This window comes from Mesorhizobium sp. J8, from assembly GCF_016591715.1.
Taxonomy (GTDB): Bacteria; Pseudomonadota; Alphaproteobacteria; order Rhizobiales; family Rhizobiaceae; genus Mesorhizobium.
The window spans coordinates 2,025,306-2,044,188 of record NZ_AP024109.1; the positions used below are offsets into that span (position 1 = coordinate 2,025,306).

At 63.7% G+C, this 18,883-nt stretch carries 16 protein-coding genes; 4 read left to right on the forward strand and 12 right to left on the reverse strand.

All coding sequences use genetic code 11. The features are described 5' to 3' along the window. Nucleotides 1-127: 127 nt before the first annotated feature. From MJ8_RS09245 to MJ8_RS09265, 5 genes are all read right to left on the reverse strand, one after another. Nucleotides 128-1,789, reverse strand: coding sequence for an ABC transporter substrate-binding protein (locus MJ8_RS09245; RefSeq protein WP_201414098.1), 1,662 nt, complete (start codon nucleotides 1,787-1,789; stop codon nucleotides 128-130). 231 nt (nucleotides 1,790-2,020) lie between these two features. Beyond that, nucleotides 2,021-3,205: a mandelate racemase/muconate lactonizing enzyme family protein gene (locus MJ8_RS09250; RefSeq protein WP_201414099.1), complete on the reverse strand. Its 1,185-nt coding sequence runs from the start codon at nucleotides 3,203-3,205 to the stop codon at nucleotides 2,021-2,023. Nucleotide 3,206: 1 nt separating this feature from the next. Beyond that, on the reverse strand, nucleotides 3,207-4,310 hold the full coding sequence (locus MJ8_RS09255; RefSeq protein ID WP_201414100.1) for a mandelate racemase/muconate lactonizing enzyme family protein: 1,104 nt from the start codon (nucleotides 4,308-4,310) through the stop codon (nucleotides 3,207-3,209). Between the two features lie 15 nt (nucleotides 4,311-4,325). Further along, nucleotides 4,326-5,015, reverse strand: coding sequence for a GntR family transcriptional regulator (locus MJ8_RS09260; RefSeq protein WP_201414101.1), 690 nt, complete (start codon nucleotides 5,013-5,015; stop codon nucleotides 4,326-4,328). A 199-nt stretch (nucleotides 5,016-5,214) separates the two neighbouring features. Continuing rightward, on the reverse strand, nucleotides 5,215-6,006 hold the full coding sequence (locus tag MJ8_RS09265; RefSeq protein ID WP_225248205.1) for a 2OG-Fe(II) oxygenase: 792 nt from the start codon (nucleotides 6,004-6,006) through the stop codon (nucleotides 5,215-5,217). 99 nt (nucleotides 6,007-6,105) lie between these two features. Here MJ8_RS09265 and MJ8_RS09270 point away from each other — a divergent pair, with 99 nt between their 5' ends. After that, complete coding sequence (locus tag MJ8_RS09270; protein ID WP_201414102.1) at nucleotides 6,106-7,029, forward strand: LysR substrate-binding domain-containing protein; 924 nt, start codon at nucleotides 6,106-6,108, stop codon at nucleotides 7,027-7,029. A gap of 84 nt (nucleotides 7,030-7,113) precedes the next feature. Here MJ8_RS09270 and MJ8_RS09275 read toward each other — a convergent pair whose 3' ends face one another. From MJ8_RS09275 to MJ8_RS09285, 3 genes are read right to left on the reverse strand one after another with little or no spacing between them, the layout of a single operon-like run. Then, complete coding sequence (locus MJ8_RS09275; RefSeq protein ID WP_201414103.1) at nucleotides 7,114-8,268, reverse strand: efflux RND transporter periplasmic adaptor subunit; 1,155 nt, start codon at nucleotides 8,266-8,268, stop codon at nucleotides 7,114-7,116. 16 nt (nucleotides 8,269-8,284) lie between these two features. Then, complete coding sequence (locus MJ8_RS09280) at nucleotides 8,285-11,485, reverse strand: efflux RND transporter permease subunit (RefSeq protein WP_201414104.1); 3,201 nt, start codon at nucleotides 11,483-11,485, stop codon at nucleotides 8,285-8,287. Further along, on the reverse strand, nucleotides 11,479-11,718 hold the full coding sequence (locus tag MJ8_RS09285; RefSeq protein ID WP_040990915.1) for a hypothetical protein: 240 nt from the start codon (nucleotides 11,716-11,718) through the stop codon (nucleotides 11,479-11,481). The genes MJ8_RS09280 and MJ8_RS09285 overlap by 7 nt, the downstream gene beginning before the upstream one ends. A gap of 250 nt (nucleotides 11,719-11,968) precedes the next feature. On the opposite strand from MJ8_RS09285, the gene MJ8_RS09290 reads away from it, so the two are divergent. Genes MJ8_RS09290 through MJ8_RS09300 form a run of 3 tightly spaced genes read left to right on the forward strand, consistent with a single transcriptional unit; the run spans nucleotide 11,969 to nucleotide 14,420 of the window. Beyond that, nucleotides 11,969-12,550, forward strand: coding sequence for a TetR/AcrR family transcriptional regulator (locus MJ8_RS09290; RefSeq protein WP_201414105.1), 582 nt, complete (start codon nucleotides 11,969-11,971; stop codon nucleotides 12,548-12,550). Nucleotides 12,551-12,605: 55 nt separating this feature from the next. After that, nucleotides 12,606-13,394 carry a class I SAM-dependent methyltransferase gene (locus MJ8_RS09295; protein WP_201414106.1) on the forward strand — a complete coding sequence of 263 codons (789 nt, stop codon included), beginning with the start codon at nucleotides 12,606-12,608 and terminating at the stop codon, nucleotides 13,392-13,394. A 60-nt stretch (nucleotides 13,395-13,454) separates the two neighbouring features. Beyond that, on the forward strand, nucleotides 13,455-14,420 hold the full coding sequence (locus MJ8_RS09300; protein ID WP_201410648.1) for an IS481 family transposase: 966 nt from the start codon (nucleotides 13,455-13,457) through the stop codon (nucleotides 14,418-14,420). A gap of 329 nt (nucleotides 14,421-14,749) precedes the next feature. On the opposite strand, the gene MJ8_RS09305 is transcribed toward MJ8_RS09300, so the two are convergent. From MJ8_RS09305 to MJ8_RS09320, 4 genes are all read right to left on the reverse strand, one after another. Then, the gene (locus MJ8_RS09305) at nucleotides 14,750-15,772 is read right to left on the reverse strand and encodes a LacI family DNA-binding transcriptional regulator (protein ID WP_201415370.1); all 1,023 of its coding nucleotides are present in this window, start codon (nucleotides 15,770-15,772) and stop codon (nucleotides 14,750-14,752) included. Between the two features lie 43 nt (nucleotides 15,773-15,815). Further along, nucleotides 15,816-16,610, reverse strand: a complete 795-nt coding sequence (locus tag MJ8_RS09310) for an ATP-binding cassette domain-containing protein (RefSeq protein ID WP_201414107.1) — start codon at nucleotides 16,608-16,610, stop codon at nucleotides 15,816-15,818. A 4-nt stretch (nucleotides 16,611-16,614) separates the two neighbouring features. Then, nucleotides 16,615-17,601: an ABC transporter permease gene (locus tag MJ8_RS09315; protein ID WP_201414108.1), complete on the reverse strand. Its 987-nt coding sequence runs from the start codon at nucleotides 17,599-17,601 to the stop codon at nucleotides 16,615-16,617. Between the two features lie 99 nt (nucleotides 17,602-17,700). Next, nucleotides 17,701-18,633 carry a substrate-binding domain-containing protein gene (locus tag MJ8_RS09320; protein WP_201414109.1) on the reverse strand — a complete coding sequence of 311 codons (933 nt, stop codon included), beginning with the start codon at nucleotides 18,631-18,633 and terminating at the stop codon, nucleotides 17,701-17,703. Nucleotides 18,634-18,883: the final 250 nt, after the last annotated feature.

The following is an 18,883-nucleotide window of genomic DNA, read 5'->3' on the forward strand; positions in this document are numbered from 1 at the left end:
GCAGGAACAGCGTGACGAGCGACAGAGCAAGGCGCCGGACGAGGAAGGAGAGGATGGCGAATACTCCTGTTGGAGCCGGCTCTCAAAAAAGAGAACCGGCTGTTTGAGGATTGTTCTTCTCTCCCGCCTAGCCTTTCGACGCCTTTTCGAGGAACAGCTGCGACATGGCGGTGGGCTGCACGCCCGCCACGCCCTTCGCAGTCGCCGTCAGGTAGTCGTAGAAGTAGCCGAAGACCACCGGCGTTTCTTCGAGCAGCAGCTTCTGGATCTTGCCGGCGGTGGCCTTCTGCGCCTCGAGGTCGAGGGCCGCGATATAGCTCGCCGCCATCTGGTCGTAGTCCTTGTTCTTGAAGTGTGCGGCATTCCACGTGCCGTCGCTCTTCAAGGGTGCTGCCAGATAGACGTTGGGCACGCCGCGGTGGCCGTAGTCGGTGATGCCCATTGCCGAATCCAGCCAGTTCGACTTGCCGAACACGGCGTCGCCGTAATAGGCGCTCTGGTCGAGGATGTTGAGCTCGAGCTCGATGCCGATTTCCTTGACCCAGTTCTGGATGAGCTGCGCGTATTCCGGGATTTCCAGATAGCGCTCGGTGGTGAGCGTCATCTTGAATCCCTGGGCGAGGCCGGCCGCTTCCATAAGCTGCTTGGCCTGGGCGATGTCCTGCTTGCGCTGCGGCACGCTGGTGTCGGTCGATGGATAGACGGCGGCGAACGGGCTGTCGTTGCCGAGTGCGGCACGTCCCTTCATCAGGCCGGCGGCGAGCTTCTCGCGGTCGAGGCAGAGCGCGATGGCGCGGCGCACGCGGGCGTCCTTCGTCGGGCCTTCGTCACAGTGCATATGCAGCTGCTGATGCGCCGACGACTTCAGGCTGATGATCTCGACATTCGGATCGTTGAGGACCGCGACGCCAGCCAGCACCGGCATCTGGTTGATGATGTCGATCTGGCCGCCCTGCAGCGCCAGGATCTGCGGCTGGATGTCGGTGAAGAAGGTGAATTCGGTGCGGTCCGGCAGGGCCTTCTCGCCCCAGTAGTCGTCGTTGCGCACGAAGGAGGCGCCGACCTTGGGCGTGTACTTCTCGATCTTGAACGGACCGGTGCCGTCGAAGCTCTTTTCATAGTCGCCCTTGTAGCTCGCCGGGATGATGACGGCGTTGTAGTTGTCTGACGACAGCATGTAGGGGAAGTTGCCGTTCGGCGCATCGAGATGGAATTCGACGGTGTAGTCGTCGACCTTCTTCGAAGCGCCCTTCTTCAGGATGCCGTTGAACACCGACAGCGCGTTGGACGAGTTGGCCGGATCGGCCAGCCGGTCGATGCTCGCCACCACGTCCTCGGCCTTCATCTCGCCGCCGGAGTGGAACTTCACGCCCTTGCGCAGCTTGAAGGTCCATACCGAGCCATCGGTGTTCGGCTTCCAGCTTTCCGCCAGGGCGGGTTTCAGCACCAGATCCGGACCGTCGACACAGAGGAATTCGGCCACCTGCTGCATGACGAGCAGGCCACCGGCGTCGGCTATGGTGACCGGATCGATCGCCGCGGCCGGCACGCTGCTGCCGACGCGGATGGTGGCGCCGGGCGCGCCGGCGCGCGCCAGCGAGGGCGCCGCGCCGAACCCGGCCGCCATGCCGATGCGGCCGAGCAGCGGCAGCGACAGGCCGAGCAGGCTGCCGTGGCGCACGAACTCGCGGCGGCTGATGCGGCCGTCAATCAGGCCGTCGATGAGGTGGTTTTCGAGTGGCGTGCGGCCGCGCCGCAGCAGATCGAGAATGCGGTAGTTCTTGCGCATGGGTCCAGGCCCTTTCCCCAGTTGTTGTGGTTGGCGAGTGCATTTACGAGTGCCGTGGAGTTCTCCGGTCCAGGCACTCGGTATCGGTCGATGTACAGTAGCATGCGGTTCCGACCGGTCCATCCGCTCGTTGAGACGGAAAAGTCAGATTTTCTTGATGAATTGTCTGTCGGCCAGGCGACTTATGGCCGCCTTTTTCCAGATAAGTCCTGCTAGCTTTTCGACATCCTCCTAATTCAACGGCAGTCTGCGGTAGGTCCCGGGCTTTTCCGGGTCGTGATATTTGTTGCAGGGTCCGTTTTCGACGAAATCGCGATGGCAGGCGGCAAGCCGCTCCTGCGACAGCGTGACCCCGAGGCCGTGGCCTTCGGGCACGGGCACAACATTGTTCCTCGGCGAAAACGGACCTTCCTCGATGATATCGTTCGGCTGCATGCGGAACAGCGACTGGTTGGGCTCCCGGATCCAGCCGAGCGCGGCGCACAGATGCAGGTAACAGGCGCTGCCGATGCCGGTGTCGCCGCTGTAGCACCAGTAATCGATGCCGGCATGCTCGCAGGCGCCGACGAAGCGCAGCATGCGGTTGATGCCGCCATGTGCCGTCGGGTTGCCGACGAAGGCGTCCGGCACCTTCAGCTCCATGGCGCGCGCGATGTCGATATTGTGGGTCGAGAACGGGATCGAGGTGTGGCGGCGTAGTTCGCGCATCTCCTCGACGGTCGCCACCGGGTCTTCCCAGTTGCGCACGCCGAGCTCTTCCAGCGGCCTCGCCAATTGCCTCGCGGTGGCGAGCGAATAGGCTTGGTTGGAATCGATGCGGATCATTGCGCCGTCGCCGAGCCTTTTTCGGATCAGCTCGACCATTTTCATCGAGACCTTCGGATCATGCGTCGAGAACTTGCCTTCGAAGAAGGTCGTGCCGTGCCGCTCGTTGAGTTCGACACAATAGTCGGCGACGTCTTCCGGCGTCTTCTCGCCTTTCACCCTGGCCCCATCGCCGCGCAGCGAGAAATAATCGGTGAAGGGGATGTCCTTGCGCACCGCGCCGCCGAGCAACTGATAGAGCGGCTGCTTCCAGGCCTTGCCGCGCAGGTCCCACAGCGCCATCTCGATGGCGCCGAACGCCATGATGCGGGTGCGGTCGTTGATCGACTGCACGCCGCTCCAGAAGGGCAGGCAGACTTCCTCCGCGCCGGCGATGTCGAAGGCGTCGCGGCCAATGAGTCTCGGCGCCAGCACGTCGTTGATGATGGCGGCTGCGCCCGGCGTCGGCGCCTCACCGATGCCGACGAGCCCGTCCTCGGTCTCGACCTCGACGATCGTCGGCGAGAAGCCGTCGAGCTCGCCGAAGACCCAGACATAAGGCGCTTCCAGCCTGTAGTTGATCGGGGTTGCCTTGACGCGCCTGATCTTCATATCAGCCGATCTCGAAGAAGGGTTCGCCGAGCAGGCTGGGATCCACCTCGATGCCGAGGCCCGGGCCGTCGGGGATGCCCATATGACTGCCGGTCACCGGCGGTGCGTTCCTGGCCGTGCGCACCGTCACCCATTCGTGGAAAGCGATGGCGTGCAGCCGGCGCTCCGCCGGCGTCGACAGCGACAGATGCGCCATGGCGGCGGTGTCGATCTCGGCACCGCCCGTATCCTCGACCGTGATCATGAAGCCGAGATCGACGGCGGCGTCTCGGATCAGCCGGGTCTGCGTCACGCCGCCCAGCCGCGAGATCTTCAGCGTCAATCCGTCGGCGGCACCTCGGCGGTGGATTTCCAGCATCTCGCCGAGCGACGTGACAGATTCGTCCAGCACCATCGGCTTGTCGAGCATGCGGCGCACCGACATGTTCTCATCCAGTGTCGTGCAGGGCTGTTCGAACGTGTAGTCGATGCCGCGCGTGGCGTCGGCGAACTGCCGCGCCTGATAGGGCGTCCAGCCGGCGTTGGCGTCGCAGAAGATCACCGTGCCCTTCGGCACGGCGGCAGCTACCGTCATCACCCGCTCGATGTCGTCATGCACATTGCCGCCGACCTTGACCTGCAGGCGCCGACAGCCTTCGGAAATGATCCGCTTGGCCAAAGCCGCCATCTGATCAAGCGTGCCGTGGGTGACGACCCGGTAGGTCTCCGCCATGTCGCTCTCGCGGCCGCCGAGCATGGTCACCAGCGGCACGTCGGCCGCGCGTGCGGCGAGATCCCAGCAGGCCATGTCGAGCGCCGACTTGATGTAGGGGTGGCCCTTGAACACCGTGTCCATCAGCCGGCCGATGCCGGCAAACCCACGCGGATCCTGACCGATGAGGTGCGGTGCGATTTCCGGCACGCCCGCGCGCGCTCCCGCCGGGAACGCGGCCGAGTAGAAATTGCCGAGCGGCGCCATCTCGCCCCATCCGGTCACGCCGCTGTCCGACGTGATGGCGACGATCACCGCGTCGAAGCAGTCGGCGACGCGCCCCTTCGACATGCGGTAGGGCCCATCCACGAAGGGCTGGACCACGTGATAGGCCTTGATGCTCTTGATCTTCACTTTGCCGTCCGTCTGTCAGTTCTTCGACGCGCGTTTTTCGAGGCCGCGCGCATAGGCGAGAAGCTCCTCGAAATCGAGGTCAATATGCTCGCGCGCATGGCGCTGGGCGGCGCGCATGTCCGAACCCTTGAGCAGCGCCACATAGGTTTCGTGCACATCCTCGGCCGGCACGGGTTCGTTGCGCGCGCGCTGGTGCAGGGCGAAGTACATCTGCAGCCGGCTGGTCAGCCGTTGCCAGGTTTCCAGCAGCACCGAATTGTCGGCCCATTCATAGATCAGGCCATGCAGCTGCAGCGCCGTCTCGATCTGGCGCGTGGTGTCCTTTGCCCGTGTCGCCTGCTTCACCGCTTCATGGCGGCGGTCCAATTCGTCGAAGAAGCGCTGGTCGCGCTGCGGCCAGGCAAGCTCGATGGCGAATTCATCGAGCACCTTGTTAAGCGAATAGGCGTCGATGATGTCCTTGGCGGTGACGTCGACGACGAAGGTTCCGGCATAGGGAATGCTGGTCAGGATGCCTTCCTGCACCAGCTCGCGCATCGCCTCGCGCAGCGGCGCGCGGCTCACCCGCATCTGTTCGGAAATCCTGAGCTCGTTGAGTTTCTGCCCGGGCTCCAGCTGGCCGGTCAGGATGGCGCGCCTCAGCAGGGCGACGATCTCCGCCCTTCGTGTCGTATCCGCGATCGGACCGAAATCCAGCTTTGCCATGCATCGCTCCCAAAAGGATGTCTGCAAGACAAGCAGATTGTCGACAATCTAACAAGAGCTATTTTAAGCTTTAGGTCGTCGATGCAGAGACTGTTTCGAATTCACTCTGGCGAGTCATATGGTGGTGGTTTCGAGAACCGGAGCGCAGCGCGCAGAAAACGCCGGGAGATGGCCGCCGGAGTACTATTTTCAAACAGTCTCAAGCCGCGCGGCCGTAGAAGCCGATCCGCTCCTCGTCGGTGAACATCACGCCGGGGCGCTCGTAGTAGGAGAACACCGCGATCATGCGCTCGCGATTACCTTCGACGGTGGTGACGCGATGCGCGGTGTTCTTGCCGCGGAACACGTTCAGCGTGCCGGCCTTGATGCGCAGGATCTTTGCCTCGGGATCGCGCCCTTCGAGCAATCGGGCCACGCCGTCGTAATTCGGATCGTCGTCCGAGCGCAGGTCGGTGCGATACTCGAAGTCGCCGCCGCGCTCCGGCGCCTGCAGCAAAAGGGTCGTGGTGAATTCCGAACGGTCGAAATGCCAGTTGAGCGCTTCGCCGGCGCGGTAGCCCATGACATTGGCGCGGGCCAGCGGGTCCTGCATGACGTAAAGGTGCGGCTTGTCCATCGTCGCCGCAAGGAAGCGCACAAGCGGCTCGTATTCGTAGATCGAAAGCACGGTGCTGCCGGGGATCTGATCGGCGCAGACCGTGTGGCTGATCGTCTCCACCTTGCGCAACGCCGGATGGTCGGGGGCGAGCTCCGGGATCGACGGCTTGAAGTAAATGTTGTGCATGCGCTTGTGGACATGCGAGCGCGTGTCCATCACCGGCCGGATTTCGGCGACGGCCTTCTCGGCAATCCCGGGGCGCAGGAACCCTTCCAGGTTGAACATGCCGCTTGCCGAGAGCGCGGCCTTGGACTCGTCCACCAGATGCTGCCATTCAGGGCTTCCCTCGCGGTTCAGCGGGTAGCGGTCCAGGTCGAGAATGGTTTCGATCATAGTGTCCTCCAAAATCTGAATGCCACTACACGCCAAGGAAATCTTTGCCGCAACGCGGAAAATTGTTAGGCTTCGACAAGAAAAACTTTCGAGGATGACGTGGAAAAGCTTCTGCCTTTGAACGCGATGAGAACCTTCGAGGTGGCGGCCCGCGCCGGCAGCTTCACGCTTGCCGCCACCGAGCTCGGCGTCTCGTCGGCCGCGGTCAGCCAGCAGATCCGCAATTTGGAAGACTGGTTCGGCAAGCAGCTCTTTGTGCGCAATGGCAACCGTATCGCGCTGACCGATGCCGGCCACGCCATCTATCCGCAGACGGCGCATGCGCTGGGCGAGATCGCGGCGGTCGGCCGGCGCATGCTGGAAGGCGGCCTGCGCACCCGCCTCGTGGTGAGCGTGCCGTTCTCGCTTGCCGAGCTTTGGCTGGCGCCGCGATTGGCCGTGCTGCTCGACGGCTTTCCGCAAATGGCGATCGATGTCCGAGTCGAGGACGATCCTGTCGACGTCGTGCGCCAGAACATCGACCTGCGCATAAGCTACGGCGATTATCATTATCCGGCGCTGAAGATGGTGCGGCTCATCCATGACGAGGTGCTGCCGGTCGCATCGCCGGCATTCTGGCAGCGTCACGGCGATGGATCCGCCGACCTCGCCGATATGCATGAGAGCCATTTCATCCACACCAACTGGGGCCCGAACTACGCCTCGCATCCGAGCTGGGCGGACTGGTTCGCCGCCGCCGGAGGCAACCGCGCGCCCGACCCGTCGCATGGCCGCCGCGTCGGCCTCTCCAGCCTGGCGATCGGCGCCGCGCGGCTGGGGTTGGGGATAGCTCTGGGGCAGAAGGTGATGGCGAGTGTCGATATCGAAGCCGGCCGATTGATCGCATTGTCCTCGGTCTCCGTTCGCCTGGGCCAGCCCTATTGCGCCTTCATGCTGCCCGCCAAGGCGGAACGCGCTGATATCGCCGCACTCGTCGAATTGCTTGCAGGCAATCCGGCGAAACTGCACGTAGGGCCGGCGTAGGGGAGCCGTCTGAGACCCATGACAAAACGGCGCCCTCGACGTGGGTGCCGAGGGCGCCGTCGGACCGGAAACTGATGGGGGTTATCAGCTGGCCGGTTTCGGTTGCGGCAAGGGAGAAACCGGCATTCCGGGTCCGATCTTCTGCAGATTGCCCGTGATCACCTGGTCGGTCTCGGAGATGCCGGAGGTCACGGAAATCAGGTCGCCGTCGGTCGGCCCAAGCGACACCAGCTTCTGGTCGACGGTGTTGCCCTTGCCGATGACATAGAGGTACTTGCCGAGCTGGCTGGAACCCAGCGCCACCTGCGGCACCATCAGCGTGTTGGGCTGCTCTTTCACATGCAGCCGCACCCGCACATACTGTCCAGGCAGCAGCGTGAACTTGGCGTTGCCGATCGTGGCGCGCGCCGTGATCGTGCCGGTCGAGTGGTCGATCGTGTTGTCGATGAAGGTAAGTTCGCCCTTCTGGCTGGGCTGGGTCTCACCAGGCAACAGCACATCGACGGCGATCGGACCATTGGCCTTCGCCTGCTCGATCTGCACGAGGTCGGTCTCGCTCGGATTGAAGGTCACATAGATCGGGTCGAGCTGCACAAGCGTGTTCAACACCGTGCCGGCGACGCTGACCAGCGTGCCGACCGAGGCCTGGTTGCGGCCGATGCGTCCAGAGAAGGGCGCCTTGATCTCGGCATAGCCGAGATTAAGCTCGGCCGTCCGCACGGCCGCCTGGTCGACGGCGAGGGCGGCCTGCGCCGTGCGCAGATTGCTGGTGCGCTGGTCGAAACTGTCCTTGTCGAGATAGCCGGCCTTGGCAAGGTCGGTGCCGCGGCCGAGATTGGACTTCGCATATTCGAGCGTCGCGGTATCGCGCTGCACCTGCGCCTTCGCCTGGTCGAGCGCGGCCTGATAATCGTCGGGCGCGATCCGGTAGAGCAGGTCGCCCTGCTTGACGTCGCTGCCGTCGGCCGCCGTCTGCTCCTGCAGATAGCCTGGCACACGCGCCTGCAGCGTGATGCTGCGGATCGGCTCGACCCGCGCGGCGTAGTCGAGATAGATCGGCAGCGTCTTCTTGACGACATTCACCACCGGCACCGGCATGACGAAGGCCGCCGGCGCGGGCGCGGCGCCCGCCGTGCTGCTGTGCAGGCCGAAATTGCCCATGTCGAGCAGATGCACACTGGCCACCGAGATCGCGCCGAGCGCGACGGCCGTTCCCAAAGCGATTTTCCATCTACGCATTTTGGTCTCTCCAATCCTATTCGGCCGCCTGGGCGAGCGGCTGAAGCGCCGGCTCGGCGGTCGGTTCGATTTCTTTCGGCTGAGGGGCGTCATGGTGCCCCTTGGCTGGTTCCTTGTTGCCGCGGCGCTCGCGCAACTGTTCGATCACCGCGTAGAAGACGGGCACGAAGACGAGCGACAGGATGGTCGCCGCCACCATGCCGCCGAAGACGGTGGTGCCGATCGACTGCCGGCTGGCCGCGCCCGCGCCCGTCGCGAACATCAGCGGCAGCACGCCGAGGATGAAGGCGAAGGCGGTCATCAGGATCGGCCGCAGCCTCAGCCTTGCCGCTTCCATCGCCGCTTCGACGATGGTGAGCCCTTCCGCGCGCCGGCGTCTGGCGAACTCGACGATCAGTATCGCGTTCTTCGCCGCCAGGCCGATCAGCATGACGAAGCCGATCTGCGAGTAGACGTCGATCTGCATGCCGCGCAGCAGCAGCACGATGAAGGCGCCGAACAGAGCGAGCGGCACGGCGAGCAGCACCATGAAGGGCATCGCCCAGCTTTCATACTGCGCCGCCAGGATCAGGAAGACGAAGACGATCGCCAGCCCGAACACGACCGATGCGATCGATCCCGCCTTGAGCTCCTGGAAGGTGATGCCGGTCCATTCGTAGCCGAAGTCGCGCGGCAGGACATTCGCCGCCGCCCGTTCCATGGCCGCCACCGCCTGTCCGGACGAGAAGCCGGGAGCGGCGCCGCCATTGATCAGGGCCGAGGCATTGTTGTTGTAATGCGGCACGGTCTCCGGTCCGACGATCGGCACCAGCTTGCCCAGCGTGCTCAACGGCACCATGCCGCCCGACGCGTTGCGCACATAGAGCCTGGAGATGTCGGTCGCGTCGGCGCGCGCGTCCTTGTCGGCCTGGATGGTCACGCGGAAGGTGCGGCCGAACAGGTTGAAGTCGTTGACGTAGAGCGAGCCGAGATAGATCTGCAGCGTGTTGAAGACGTCCGGCAGGTTGAGGCCGAGAAGCTTGGCCTTGCTGCGGTCGAGGTCGTAGTTGAACTGCGGCGTCGAGGTCGAGAAGGACGAGAACAGCTGCTGCGGGTTGAGCTCCGGCTGCTTGCGTGCTTCCGCGATCAGCGCCTGGGTGACGTCGTTCAGCGCGGCGCTGCCGCGGCCCGAGAGGTCCTCGACCTGGAACTCGAAGCCGCCGGTGGTGCCGAGGCCCGGGATCGACGGCGGATCGAAGGACAGCGCGAAGGCTTCCGGGATCTGCAGCAGCTTGTTGCGCACCTCGGCGACCAGCTTCGAGGCGTTCTGGTCGGGTCCGCGCTCGTCCCACGGCTTCAGGATGGCGAATTCCACGGCCGAGTTCGACTGCGCGGCGCTGGTGAGGAAGTTCAGGCCGCTGATCGAGCCGACGATGTCGACGCCAGGCGTATTCTGCAGGATGTCGCGCGCCTTCTGCGCCACGGCGTCGGTGCGTTCGAGCGAGGCGCCGTCGGGCAGCTGGATGACGACGAAGAAATAGCCCTGGTCTTCGACCGGCAGGAAGGTCGAGGGCAATTTCTGCCAGACGAAATAGGTGGCGACGAGACCGGCCGCGAACAGGCCGAGCATGATCCAGCGCAGCCTGATCAGGATGCGCACGCCATGCGCATAGGCATGCGACAGCCAGTCGAAGCCGGCGTTGAACCAGCGGAACAGCACGAACTGCGTCTCGCCGCGATGGCGAAGGAAGGCGGCGCTTAGCGCCGGCGAAAGCGTCAGCGAATTGAACGCGGAGATGCCGACCGAGATCGCGACTGTCAGCGCGAACTGGTTGTAGAGCCGGCCCGAAACGCCGGGGATGAAGGCGACAGGGACGAACACCGCCATCAGCACCGCCGTGGTGGCGATGATAGGCCCGGTAACCTCGGCCATCGCCGCGCGCGTTGCGGCCAGCGGCTTCAGCCCTGCCTCCAGCTGTCGCTCGACGTTCTCGACCACGACGATCGCGTCGTCGACGACGAGGCCGATCGCCAGCACCATGCCGAGCAGCGAAAGCATGTTGAGCGAGAAGCCCAGCATGTACATGATCGCCAGCGTCGCGATCAGCGAGACGGGAATGGCGATGGTCGGGATGATCGTGGTGCGCCAGCTCTGCAGGAAGATGAACACCACCGCCACGACCAGCACCAGCGCTTCGCCAAGCGTGATCAGCACGTCATGCATCGAAGCCGACACGAAGCGCGTCGTGTCGTAATGCATGGCGTAGCTGACGCCCTTCGGGAAGCGCTGCGACAGCTCCTGCATCTTGTCCTTGACCCGCTGCTGCAGGTCGAGCGCGTTGGAGCCGGGCATCTGGTAGACGGCCAGAACCACGGTGGGGTCCTTGCCGAAGAAGGCGGAGGACGAATATTGCAGCGCGCCGAGCTCGATGCGCGCGACGTCGCGCAGCCGCACGAGCGAGCCGTTCTGCGAATTGGCGCGCACGACGATGTCGCCGAATTCCTTCGGGTCGCTGAGGCGGCCGACCGCGTTGACCTGCATCTCGAAGGCAGTGCCGGCCGGCGCCGGCGACTGACCGATCTTGCCCGCCGCCACCTGCACGTTCTGCTCTGCGATCGCGTTCTGCACATCGACGGCGGTGATGCCGAGATTGGCCAGCTTGTCCGGGTCGAGCCAGACGCGCATCGAATAGCGGCGCTCGCCGAAGATCTGCACGTCGCCGACGCCGGGCAGGCGCTTCAGCGGATCGACAACCTGCAGATAGGCAAGGTTGCTCAGCGCCACCGGATCGACGGAGCCGTCCGGCGAGGTGAGATCGACGATCAGCACGAAATTGGGGTTCTGCTTCTTGATCGTCACACCGCCTTGGTTGACGATGGCCGGCAGGGAGGACGCCGCTTGGCTGACGCGATTCTGCACGTCGACCGCCGCCGTGCTCAGCGGATAGCCGACATCGAAGGTGATGGTGATGGTGGACGAGCCGTCATTCGAGCTCGTCGACGACATGTAGGTCATGCCCTGCACGCCGTTGATCTGCTGCTCGAGCGGCGTGGTGACCGTATCGGCCACGACCTGCGCGCTGGCGCCCGGATAGTGTGCGCTGACCACGACCTGCGGCGGCGTGATGTCGGGAAACTGCGAGACCGGCAGCAGGAAATAGGCGATCGCGCCCGCGAGCACCATGATGATGGCGATCGCCGACGCGAAGATCGGACGGTGGATGAAGAAGTTTACCATGATGCGGACGCCTCGCCGAACGGCTTTGCGAAATGGCGCAGGCGCCGGGCCCGGCCGGAGCCGGAATCCTGCAGGAAGGATGGCAGGACTTCATCGTCCGGCGCCTGTTCCGCCGCGCGCTGGCGCAGCAGCCGTTCGAAGGCCTTGGGGTCGATCCCATCCGCCTTCATCACCAGCCGGATCATTGGATCCCGGATGGCTTCGTCGATCGTCAGGTCTTTGCGCTTTTGCATAGGAGTGGCTCCTTGCTCGGCCCGCATCGCATGATCACGGACCGCTTTTTCTCGTTTTTCACCGGCCGAAGCCGCATGACAGGCAGGTTTTGCGTCCTATTTCACTCTGGCAGGGCTATCGGAGGCCTTGTCGTTTGACGGAGAGTGATATAGGTGTTACCAGTAAGTAACATGCTGGAAGTTACAGACCGGTAACACCCTAGTCAAGAGGTGGCGACGGTTTTTTTGGAAACGACGAAAGGAGATCATCATGACTGACGGCGTCGCGGAGCGTTCCCGTCCCCGGGATCGAATCCTGGAGACGGCGCAGGACATGTTCCACAAGCACGGCATCAAAGGCGTGGGCGTCGACGCCATCACCGAGGCTGCCGGCACCAACAAGATGACGCTTTACCGTCATTTCGAGTCCAAGGACGAATTGATCATCGAATGCCTGCGCGCCACGGCGGCGAAGGCTTCAAGGATATGGGATGAGTTCGAGGCCAAGCATCCCGGCGACAAGCTCGCCCAGTTACACGCCTGGGTCCAGAAGGCTTCGGAATTGCTCAGCGCCGACAGCCGCGGCTGCGACATGGCCAATGCCGCCGTCGAGCTCACCGAAACCGATCACCCGGCCAGGCGCGTCATCAAGGAGCTGAAGGAAGCCCAGCGCGAGAAGTTGGTTACGCTTTGCCGCGATGCCGGTATCGGCCAGGCCGAGCTTCTGGCCGACACGCTCTCGCTGCTGCTCGAAGGCGCGCGCGTCTCGATGCAGAGCGTCGGCGCCGAAGGCCCGAGCGCGCAATTCGTGCGCATGGCCGAAAGCCTGATCGCCTCGTTCCGGGCGCGCTGATCTCTTCGCCTCGTCCTGATTCTGCTATGCTGTCCCGGAAACGGGGCGCTAGACGATGGGTCAGGCAAGTTTTCCGGAGATGTATGAGCGCTGGCTCGTGGGTCCTCTCTTCCGCCCTTGGGCCGAAGTGACCTTCGAAGAGGTCAAGCTCTCTCCAGGCCACCGTGTGTTGGACATCGCCTGCGGCACGGGAATAGTTGCCCGCGTTGCCAGGGAACGGCTCGGTGCCGCCGGATATGTCGTCGGCATCGACATCAACGCCGATATGCTTGCCGTGGCGCGCACCATGGCGCCAGACATCGATTGGCGCGTAGGCAATGCCGGCGCGCTGCCCCTCCATGTAGGAGAGCAGTTCGACGCGATCGTCTGTCAGCAGGGGCTGCAGTTCTTTCCCGATAAGCCCGCTGCGGCGGCGCAGATGCGGCGCGCGCTGGCGCAGGGCGGCCGGTTGGCGGTTGTCACCTGGCGCTCCGATGAGGAAATCCCATTCTTTCGAGAACTCCGCCGCGTCGCCGAGCGATTCCTCGGTCCAGTCGTGGACCTGCGCCACAGCTTTGGGAATGCGGCGCTGATCGAGGCGCTGCTCCGGGACGCCGGCTTCCACGACGTTCGATCAAGGACTATATCGCGCAGGATACACTTTGAGGACGGGGCGCCGCTCCTGCGATTGAACACGATGGCGCTGGTCGGCATGAGTGCTGCCGGCAAGGCAATGGCCGATCACGAACGCAAGCGTGTCGTGGAGGATATCGTGAGCGGGAGTGCGCCCGTCCTGCAGTCCTACGCCGATGGATCTGGAGTCGTTTTCGAACTCAGCTCCAATCTGGTGACAGCGAGAGGCTAGGTGTCTAGTCCCGGAGTGTGGGGGAATCAGTCAAGCTGATCCTTCATTCAGGGATGAGCTATGGGACAGATACTCCACGGCAGCGCCACGACCACGCACGCCATCCGAGCAGCGATACAGCGATCGGAGGCTCCGCTCAAAGAACTCGCAGCGCAGCACGGTCTAAATCAGAAGACTGTCGCCAAGTGGCGAAAGCGGGCCTTCGTCCATGATGCGCCGATGGGTCCGAAGATTGTACGCTCCACCGTTCTGACGGCTCAGGAGGAGGCGATGATCGTCGCCTTCCGCAAGCATACGCTGCTGCCTCTGGATGACTGTCTCTATGCGCTGCAAGCGACAATCCCGCACCTGACGCGGTCGTCCTTGCATCGTTGCTTTCAGCGCCACGGGATCAGCCGCCTACCCGAGGTCGCCGGCGACAGGCCGGCCAAACAGCCCTTCAAGCGCTACCCGATCGGCTATTTCCACATCGACATCGCCGAGGTTCGAACCGAAGAGGGTAAGCTCTACCTATTCGTGGCAGTGGATCGGACCTCGAAGTTCGCTTTCGCTCGGCTGATGCAGAAGGCGACCACAGTCACTGCAAGAGCTTTCCTCGACGAATTGGTCGAAGCCGTCCCCTACAAAATCCACACCGTGCTCACCGACAATGGCATCCAGTTCGCCGACCTGCCCAAGAACCGGAATGGCCCTACCGCGCGTTGGCGCGGCCATCCCTTCGACCGGACCTGCTGGAGGCATGGCATCCAGCACCGTCTCACCAAACCCAACCATCCATGGACCAACGGTCAGGTCGAACGGATGAACCGAACGCTAAAAGAGGCAACTGTCCGGCGATATCACTACGAGACCCACCGACAACTTGAAAATCACCTTGCTGCCTTCCTCAACGGATACAACTTCGCCAGGCGGCTAAAGACCCTTCACGGCCTTACACCTTACGAAGCCATCTGTGCGGCATGGGCCAAACAGCCAGAAAGGTTCCGGCTCAATCCCGTCCACTTGACCTCGGGACTGAACACCTAGAGCAATTCCAGGAAAAGTGTGAGCGGTTTTCCGTCCGGAATTGCGGCAATTCAAAGAGATAGCGCGTAGCTGGTCAGCATCAGATGGGCTGGCTCCGCCTTTGGCGCAAAGAAAAGCCCGCTGCCGGGAGGAGGAGGCAGCGGGCTTCGATTTCGAACACGGCACGGGAGGAGGTGTACCGCATTCACCGTCGGTGTCTGGGAGGAGGAAGACATCCGACAAGTGAATAGATACGAGCTGCCCAACGATTCGGCAATTGCGAAGCGTGCATAGCTGCTGTGCAGAATTGCGGCATCAATCGTCAGACAATTCGCGAACCCCTCGGCCAGCTACTGCACCGGCACATTTTCCTTGAAGATCAGTCGCGGCTCGATGAATTTCTTGGTCAGATAGGGCGCCGACGAGGCGATCGAGCCGAGCAGGCGGATCACGGACTGCTCGGCGATCAGCCGCGCATTCTGGTCGATGACGACATCGGCGAGATCGTCGACGAGATAGCGGCGCGTTTCCTTGGTCAGGTCGTGGCAGATGAAGACCGGCTTCCTGCGCGGCTTGGCTTCCAGCAACGCCTTGGCGACGCCGGAGCGTCCGGCCCCGACGCAGTAGATGCCGAGCAGGTCCGGTTCGTCGTGCAGCGCCTTGATGGTCGCGCGGTAGCTGGCATCCGGCTCGTCGTTGATCTCGACAGCGCTGGAGACGGCGAGGTCGGGAAATTCTTCGGCGAGCACCGAGCGAAAACCCATCTCGCGTTCCTCGTGGCCGCGATAGGAGCGCGAGCCGACCACCATCGCCAGATGCCCGGTGCGGCCGCCTAGGAAGCGGCCCATCAGCAGCGCCGCCGTGCGTCCCGCCACGCGATTGTCGATGCCGACATAGGCCGAACGGGGCGCGGCCGGCACATCGGAAATCAGCGTGACCAGCCTGATCCCGGCATCGACCAGCTCGCGCAGGATGTTGCGCGTGCGCGGGTGGTCGACGGCGATCACGCCGACGCCATTGGCCTTGAGCGAAAGATTCTCCACCGCGCCCTGGAGCGCGCCGGGCGAGATGCCGGCAAGGTTGTGGATGCGGCAGGAAGTGACCAGCGGCAGGCGCGCCGCGTAATCCTCGATGTGGTGGGCAAGGTCGGCCATGAAAGCATTGGAGCCGATCGGCAGGAAGAATTCGAGATGTGCCGGCTTCGACGGCAGCACGACCTGGTCGAGCGTCGGCAGATAGCCGAGCTGCTTGGCCGCTTCCATCACCCGCTGTCGGTTGGCCGCACTTGCGCCCGGACGGTTGTTCAGCACCCGGTCGACGGTTGCGGTCGACAGGCCGCAACTCCTGGCAATATCGGCCACGGTGGCTTTCATGGGTCCAGTCATAGGATTTGATCCGAGCCCGTGTCAGCTAAAATCAGCCATGTGCTTCCCGGCCGTCGGAAATCGCGTCGCGGATTTCCTTGTCCGACATCCCGGTGATGACGCGCTCCACCTCGGCGACCGTGGTCTTCTTCGGGTCGATGTCGTCGGCCACCACCTTGCCCCGGCGCATCACCACGATGCGGTCGACCACCTGGAAGACGTGGTGGATGTTGTGGGCGATGAAGATGCAGGAATGGCCGGAATCGCGGGCGCTGCGCACGAAGCTCAAGACACCTTGGGTCTCGGCGACGCCGAGATTGTTGGTCGGCTCGTCGAGGATGATGAGATCGCTGTCGAAATGCATGGCGCGGGCGATCGCCACGGCTTGCCGCTCGCCGCCCGACAGCGAGCCGATCGGGGTCGTCGGTGGGATGTTCTTGGTGATGCCGACTTGCTTGAGAAGGTCGCGCGCCACCGCGTTCATCGCCTCCTGGTCCATGCGGTTGAGGAAGCGGGGCGGCTTGATCGGCTCGCGCCCGAGGAACAGGTTGCGGGCGATCGACAGCTGCGTGACCAGCGCCGAGTCCTGGTAGATCGTCTCGATGCCATGCGCGATGGCGTCGCTGGTCGACCGTAGCGTGACCTTCTCGCCGCGGATGAAAATGTCGCCGCTGGTCAGCGGGACGGCGCCCGACAGCACCTTGATCAGCGTCGACTTGCCGGCGCCGTTGTCGCCGAGCAGGCCGACGATCTCCTTTTCATTGACGTGGAAATTGGCGTCCACCAGCGCCTGCACGCGCCCGTAGGACTTGCGGATGTTCGTCATGCGGATCAGAGGCTCGGCCATCGTCTTAAGTCCCCGCTTGGTGCCGGCGTTCGAGCCACGAGTGCAGCGCCATCATGCCGAGGATGATCGCGCCGATGAAGATGTTGTAGGCGAGCCCCGGCACGCCGATCAGCACGATGCCGTTGCGCATCACGCGCAGGATCAGGATGCCGAGGACCGTGCCGATGATGGTGCCGCGCCCGCCGGTCAGCGCCGTGCCGCCGATCACCACCATGGCGATGACCTCTAGCTCGTAGCCCGTGCCGCTGTTGGGGTTGGCCGCGGAGGTGCGCAGCGACGAGATCACGCCGGCGAGCGAGGCCATCACCGCCGAGAGGACGAACAGGCCGACCTTGACTCGGTTGACGTTGACGCCGCGTGCACGCGCCGCGTTCGGATTGCCGCCGGCCGCCTGGATCCAGTTGCCGGTGCGGCTCTGCGTCAGCACGTAGCCGAGGATGATCGCAGCACCAATGAACCAGAACAGCGAGGCATAGATGCGGAACGGGCCGACATAGAAGTCGCCGACCAGGACGTTCGCCAGCCAGCTGCTTTCGGCGCTCCAGGTCCGCTGCGGGAAGCCGTCGGTGATGAACAGCGCCGTGCCGCGCACGACCAGCAGCATGCCGAGCGTCACCAGGAAGGACGGGATCTTGAGCTGGGTGACGAACCAGCCATTCACCAGCCCGATCAGCGCGGCAACGATCAGCGCGATCAGCAGGCCCACCTCCAGCGAGGTGATGCCGCTGTTGTAGAGGGTCCACATCAGCACCGGCGAGAAGCCGAACAGCGAGCCGACGGAAAGATCGAATTCGCCCGATGTCATCAGCAGCGTCATCGCCAGCGCGATCAGGCCGAGCTCGACGGTGAAGGCCAGGATGTTGGAGATGTTCTGCGGCGACAGGAAGTCGGGATTGATGCCCCAGAAGACGGCGAGCTCGACGACGAGCAGCACCAGCGGGCCGAATTCCGGGCGCGCGATCAGGCGTTGGACGAAGGAACGGTTTTCCATTGAACCCGCGACGTTACGGCCGGCCTGCCTGTGAAGGCGGGCGCGGCGGGACGGGAAAAGGCGGCCGCGGCGTTGCCGTCGCGGCCGCACGGATCAGGATTATTTGCCGGACAGGATCTTGTCGTAGACGCCGGCGGTATCCTTCTCATAGAGCGCGCCGGTGATGACGTTGAAGCCCGGGGGAATGCCGGCGGAGGCCATCGCCGCCATAGACAGCGCGATGTAGCTGGTCGCCTGCGGATCCTGCCACTGCGCGGCGTTGACATAGCCGTTCAGCACTTCCTGCGTGGTGTCGAGCGAGTTGCCCCAGCCGACCACCGGGATCTCGCCCGGCTTGACGCCGACCTGGTCGAACACGCGCTTGATCGAGCCGGTGACGAGGTCGCCAAGGCCGATGATCGCCTTCACCTTGCCCTTGTGAGCGGTGAGATAGTCGACCATGCGGTTGATCACTTCGGCCTGGTCGAGCGTCGCTTCGGTCACCTCATAGGTGATACCGGCCGGCCCAAATACGCTCTTGATGCCTTCCTCTTCCTGCACGCCATAGGTGGCGCCGGGAACCTCGACGGGCATCCAGACGAAGTCGCCTTTCTTCACCAGGCCCTTGTCGACCAGGTATTGCGCCCAGTGCTTGCCGAAGGTGACGTTGTCGCCGCCGACATAGGCGTTGAAGTTGGCCTTCGGATCGGGTGTGTTGAAGTTGATGATCGGGATGTTGGCCGCGCGCGCCTCCTTGGCGAGCTCGACAAGGCTGCCCGGATCGGGGCTGGTGGTGACGATGCCGTCGGCCTTGGCCGAGATGGCGGCGCGGATCGCCTCCTGCTGCGAGGCAACGTCGCCATTGTGGAAGGACGTGTTGACCTTGTTGCCGGTGTCGCTCGCCCACTGCTTGGCGCCGGCCAGGAAATAGGTCCAGACCGGATCGGCCGGGCCGCCATGCGAAATCCAGTAAAACGTCTTGGCCTGCGCCATCGCCGGAATGGCGAGCATGGCGATCAAGCCAAGGACGAGCAGTCTTAGCCGCGAAAGCATTCGATTCCTCCCATGTTGAAACTCTCCTCCTGGATCGGCGCGACGCGGTCCTGGACCGCGTCTCCTGCCGGCGCCGACCGGAATGTCTAGAGCATTCTCTTTTTCCGGCGCTGGCAAGCCTCCATCGCCAATGGATGTTGGGTGAGGCGCGCGCGCCATCAGCAATCCCATCAGATTGCATCAGTCGCAATGATATTTTCGGGGGCGAGCGGTGCCGTCGCCCATCATGTTGCGTGACGGGCTTTTGACG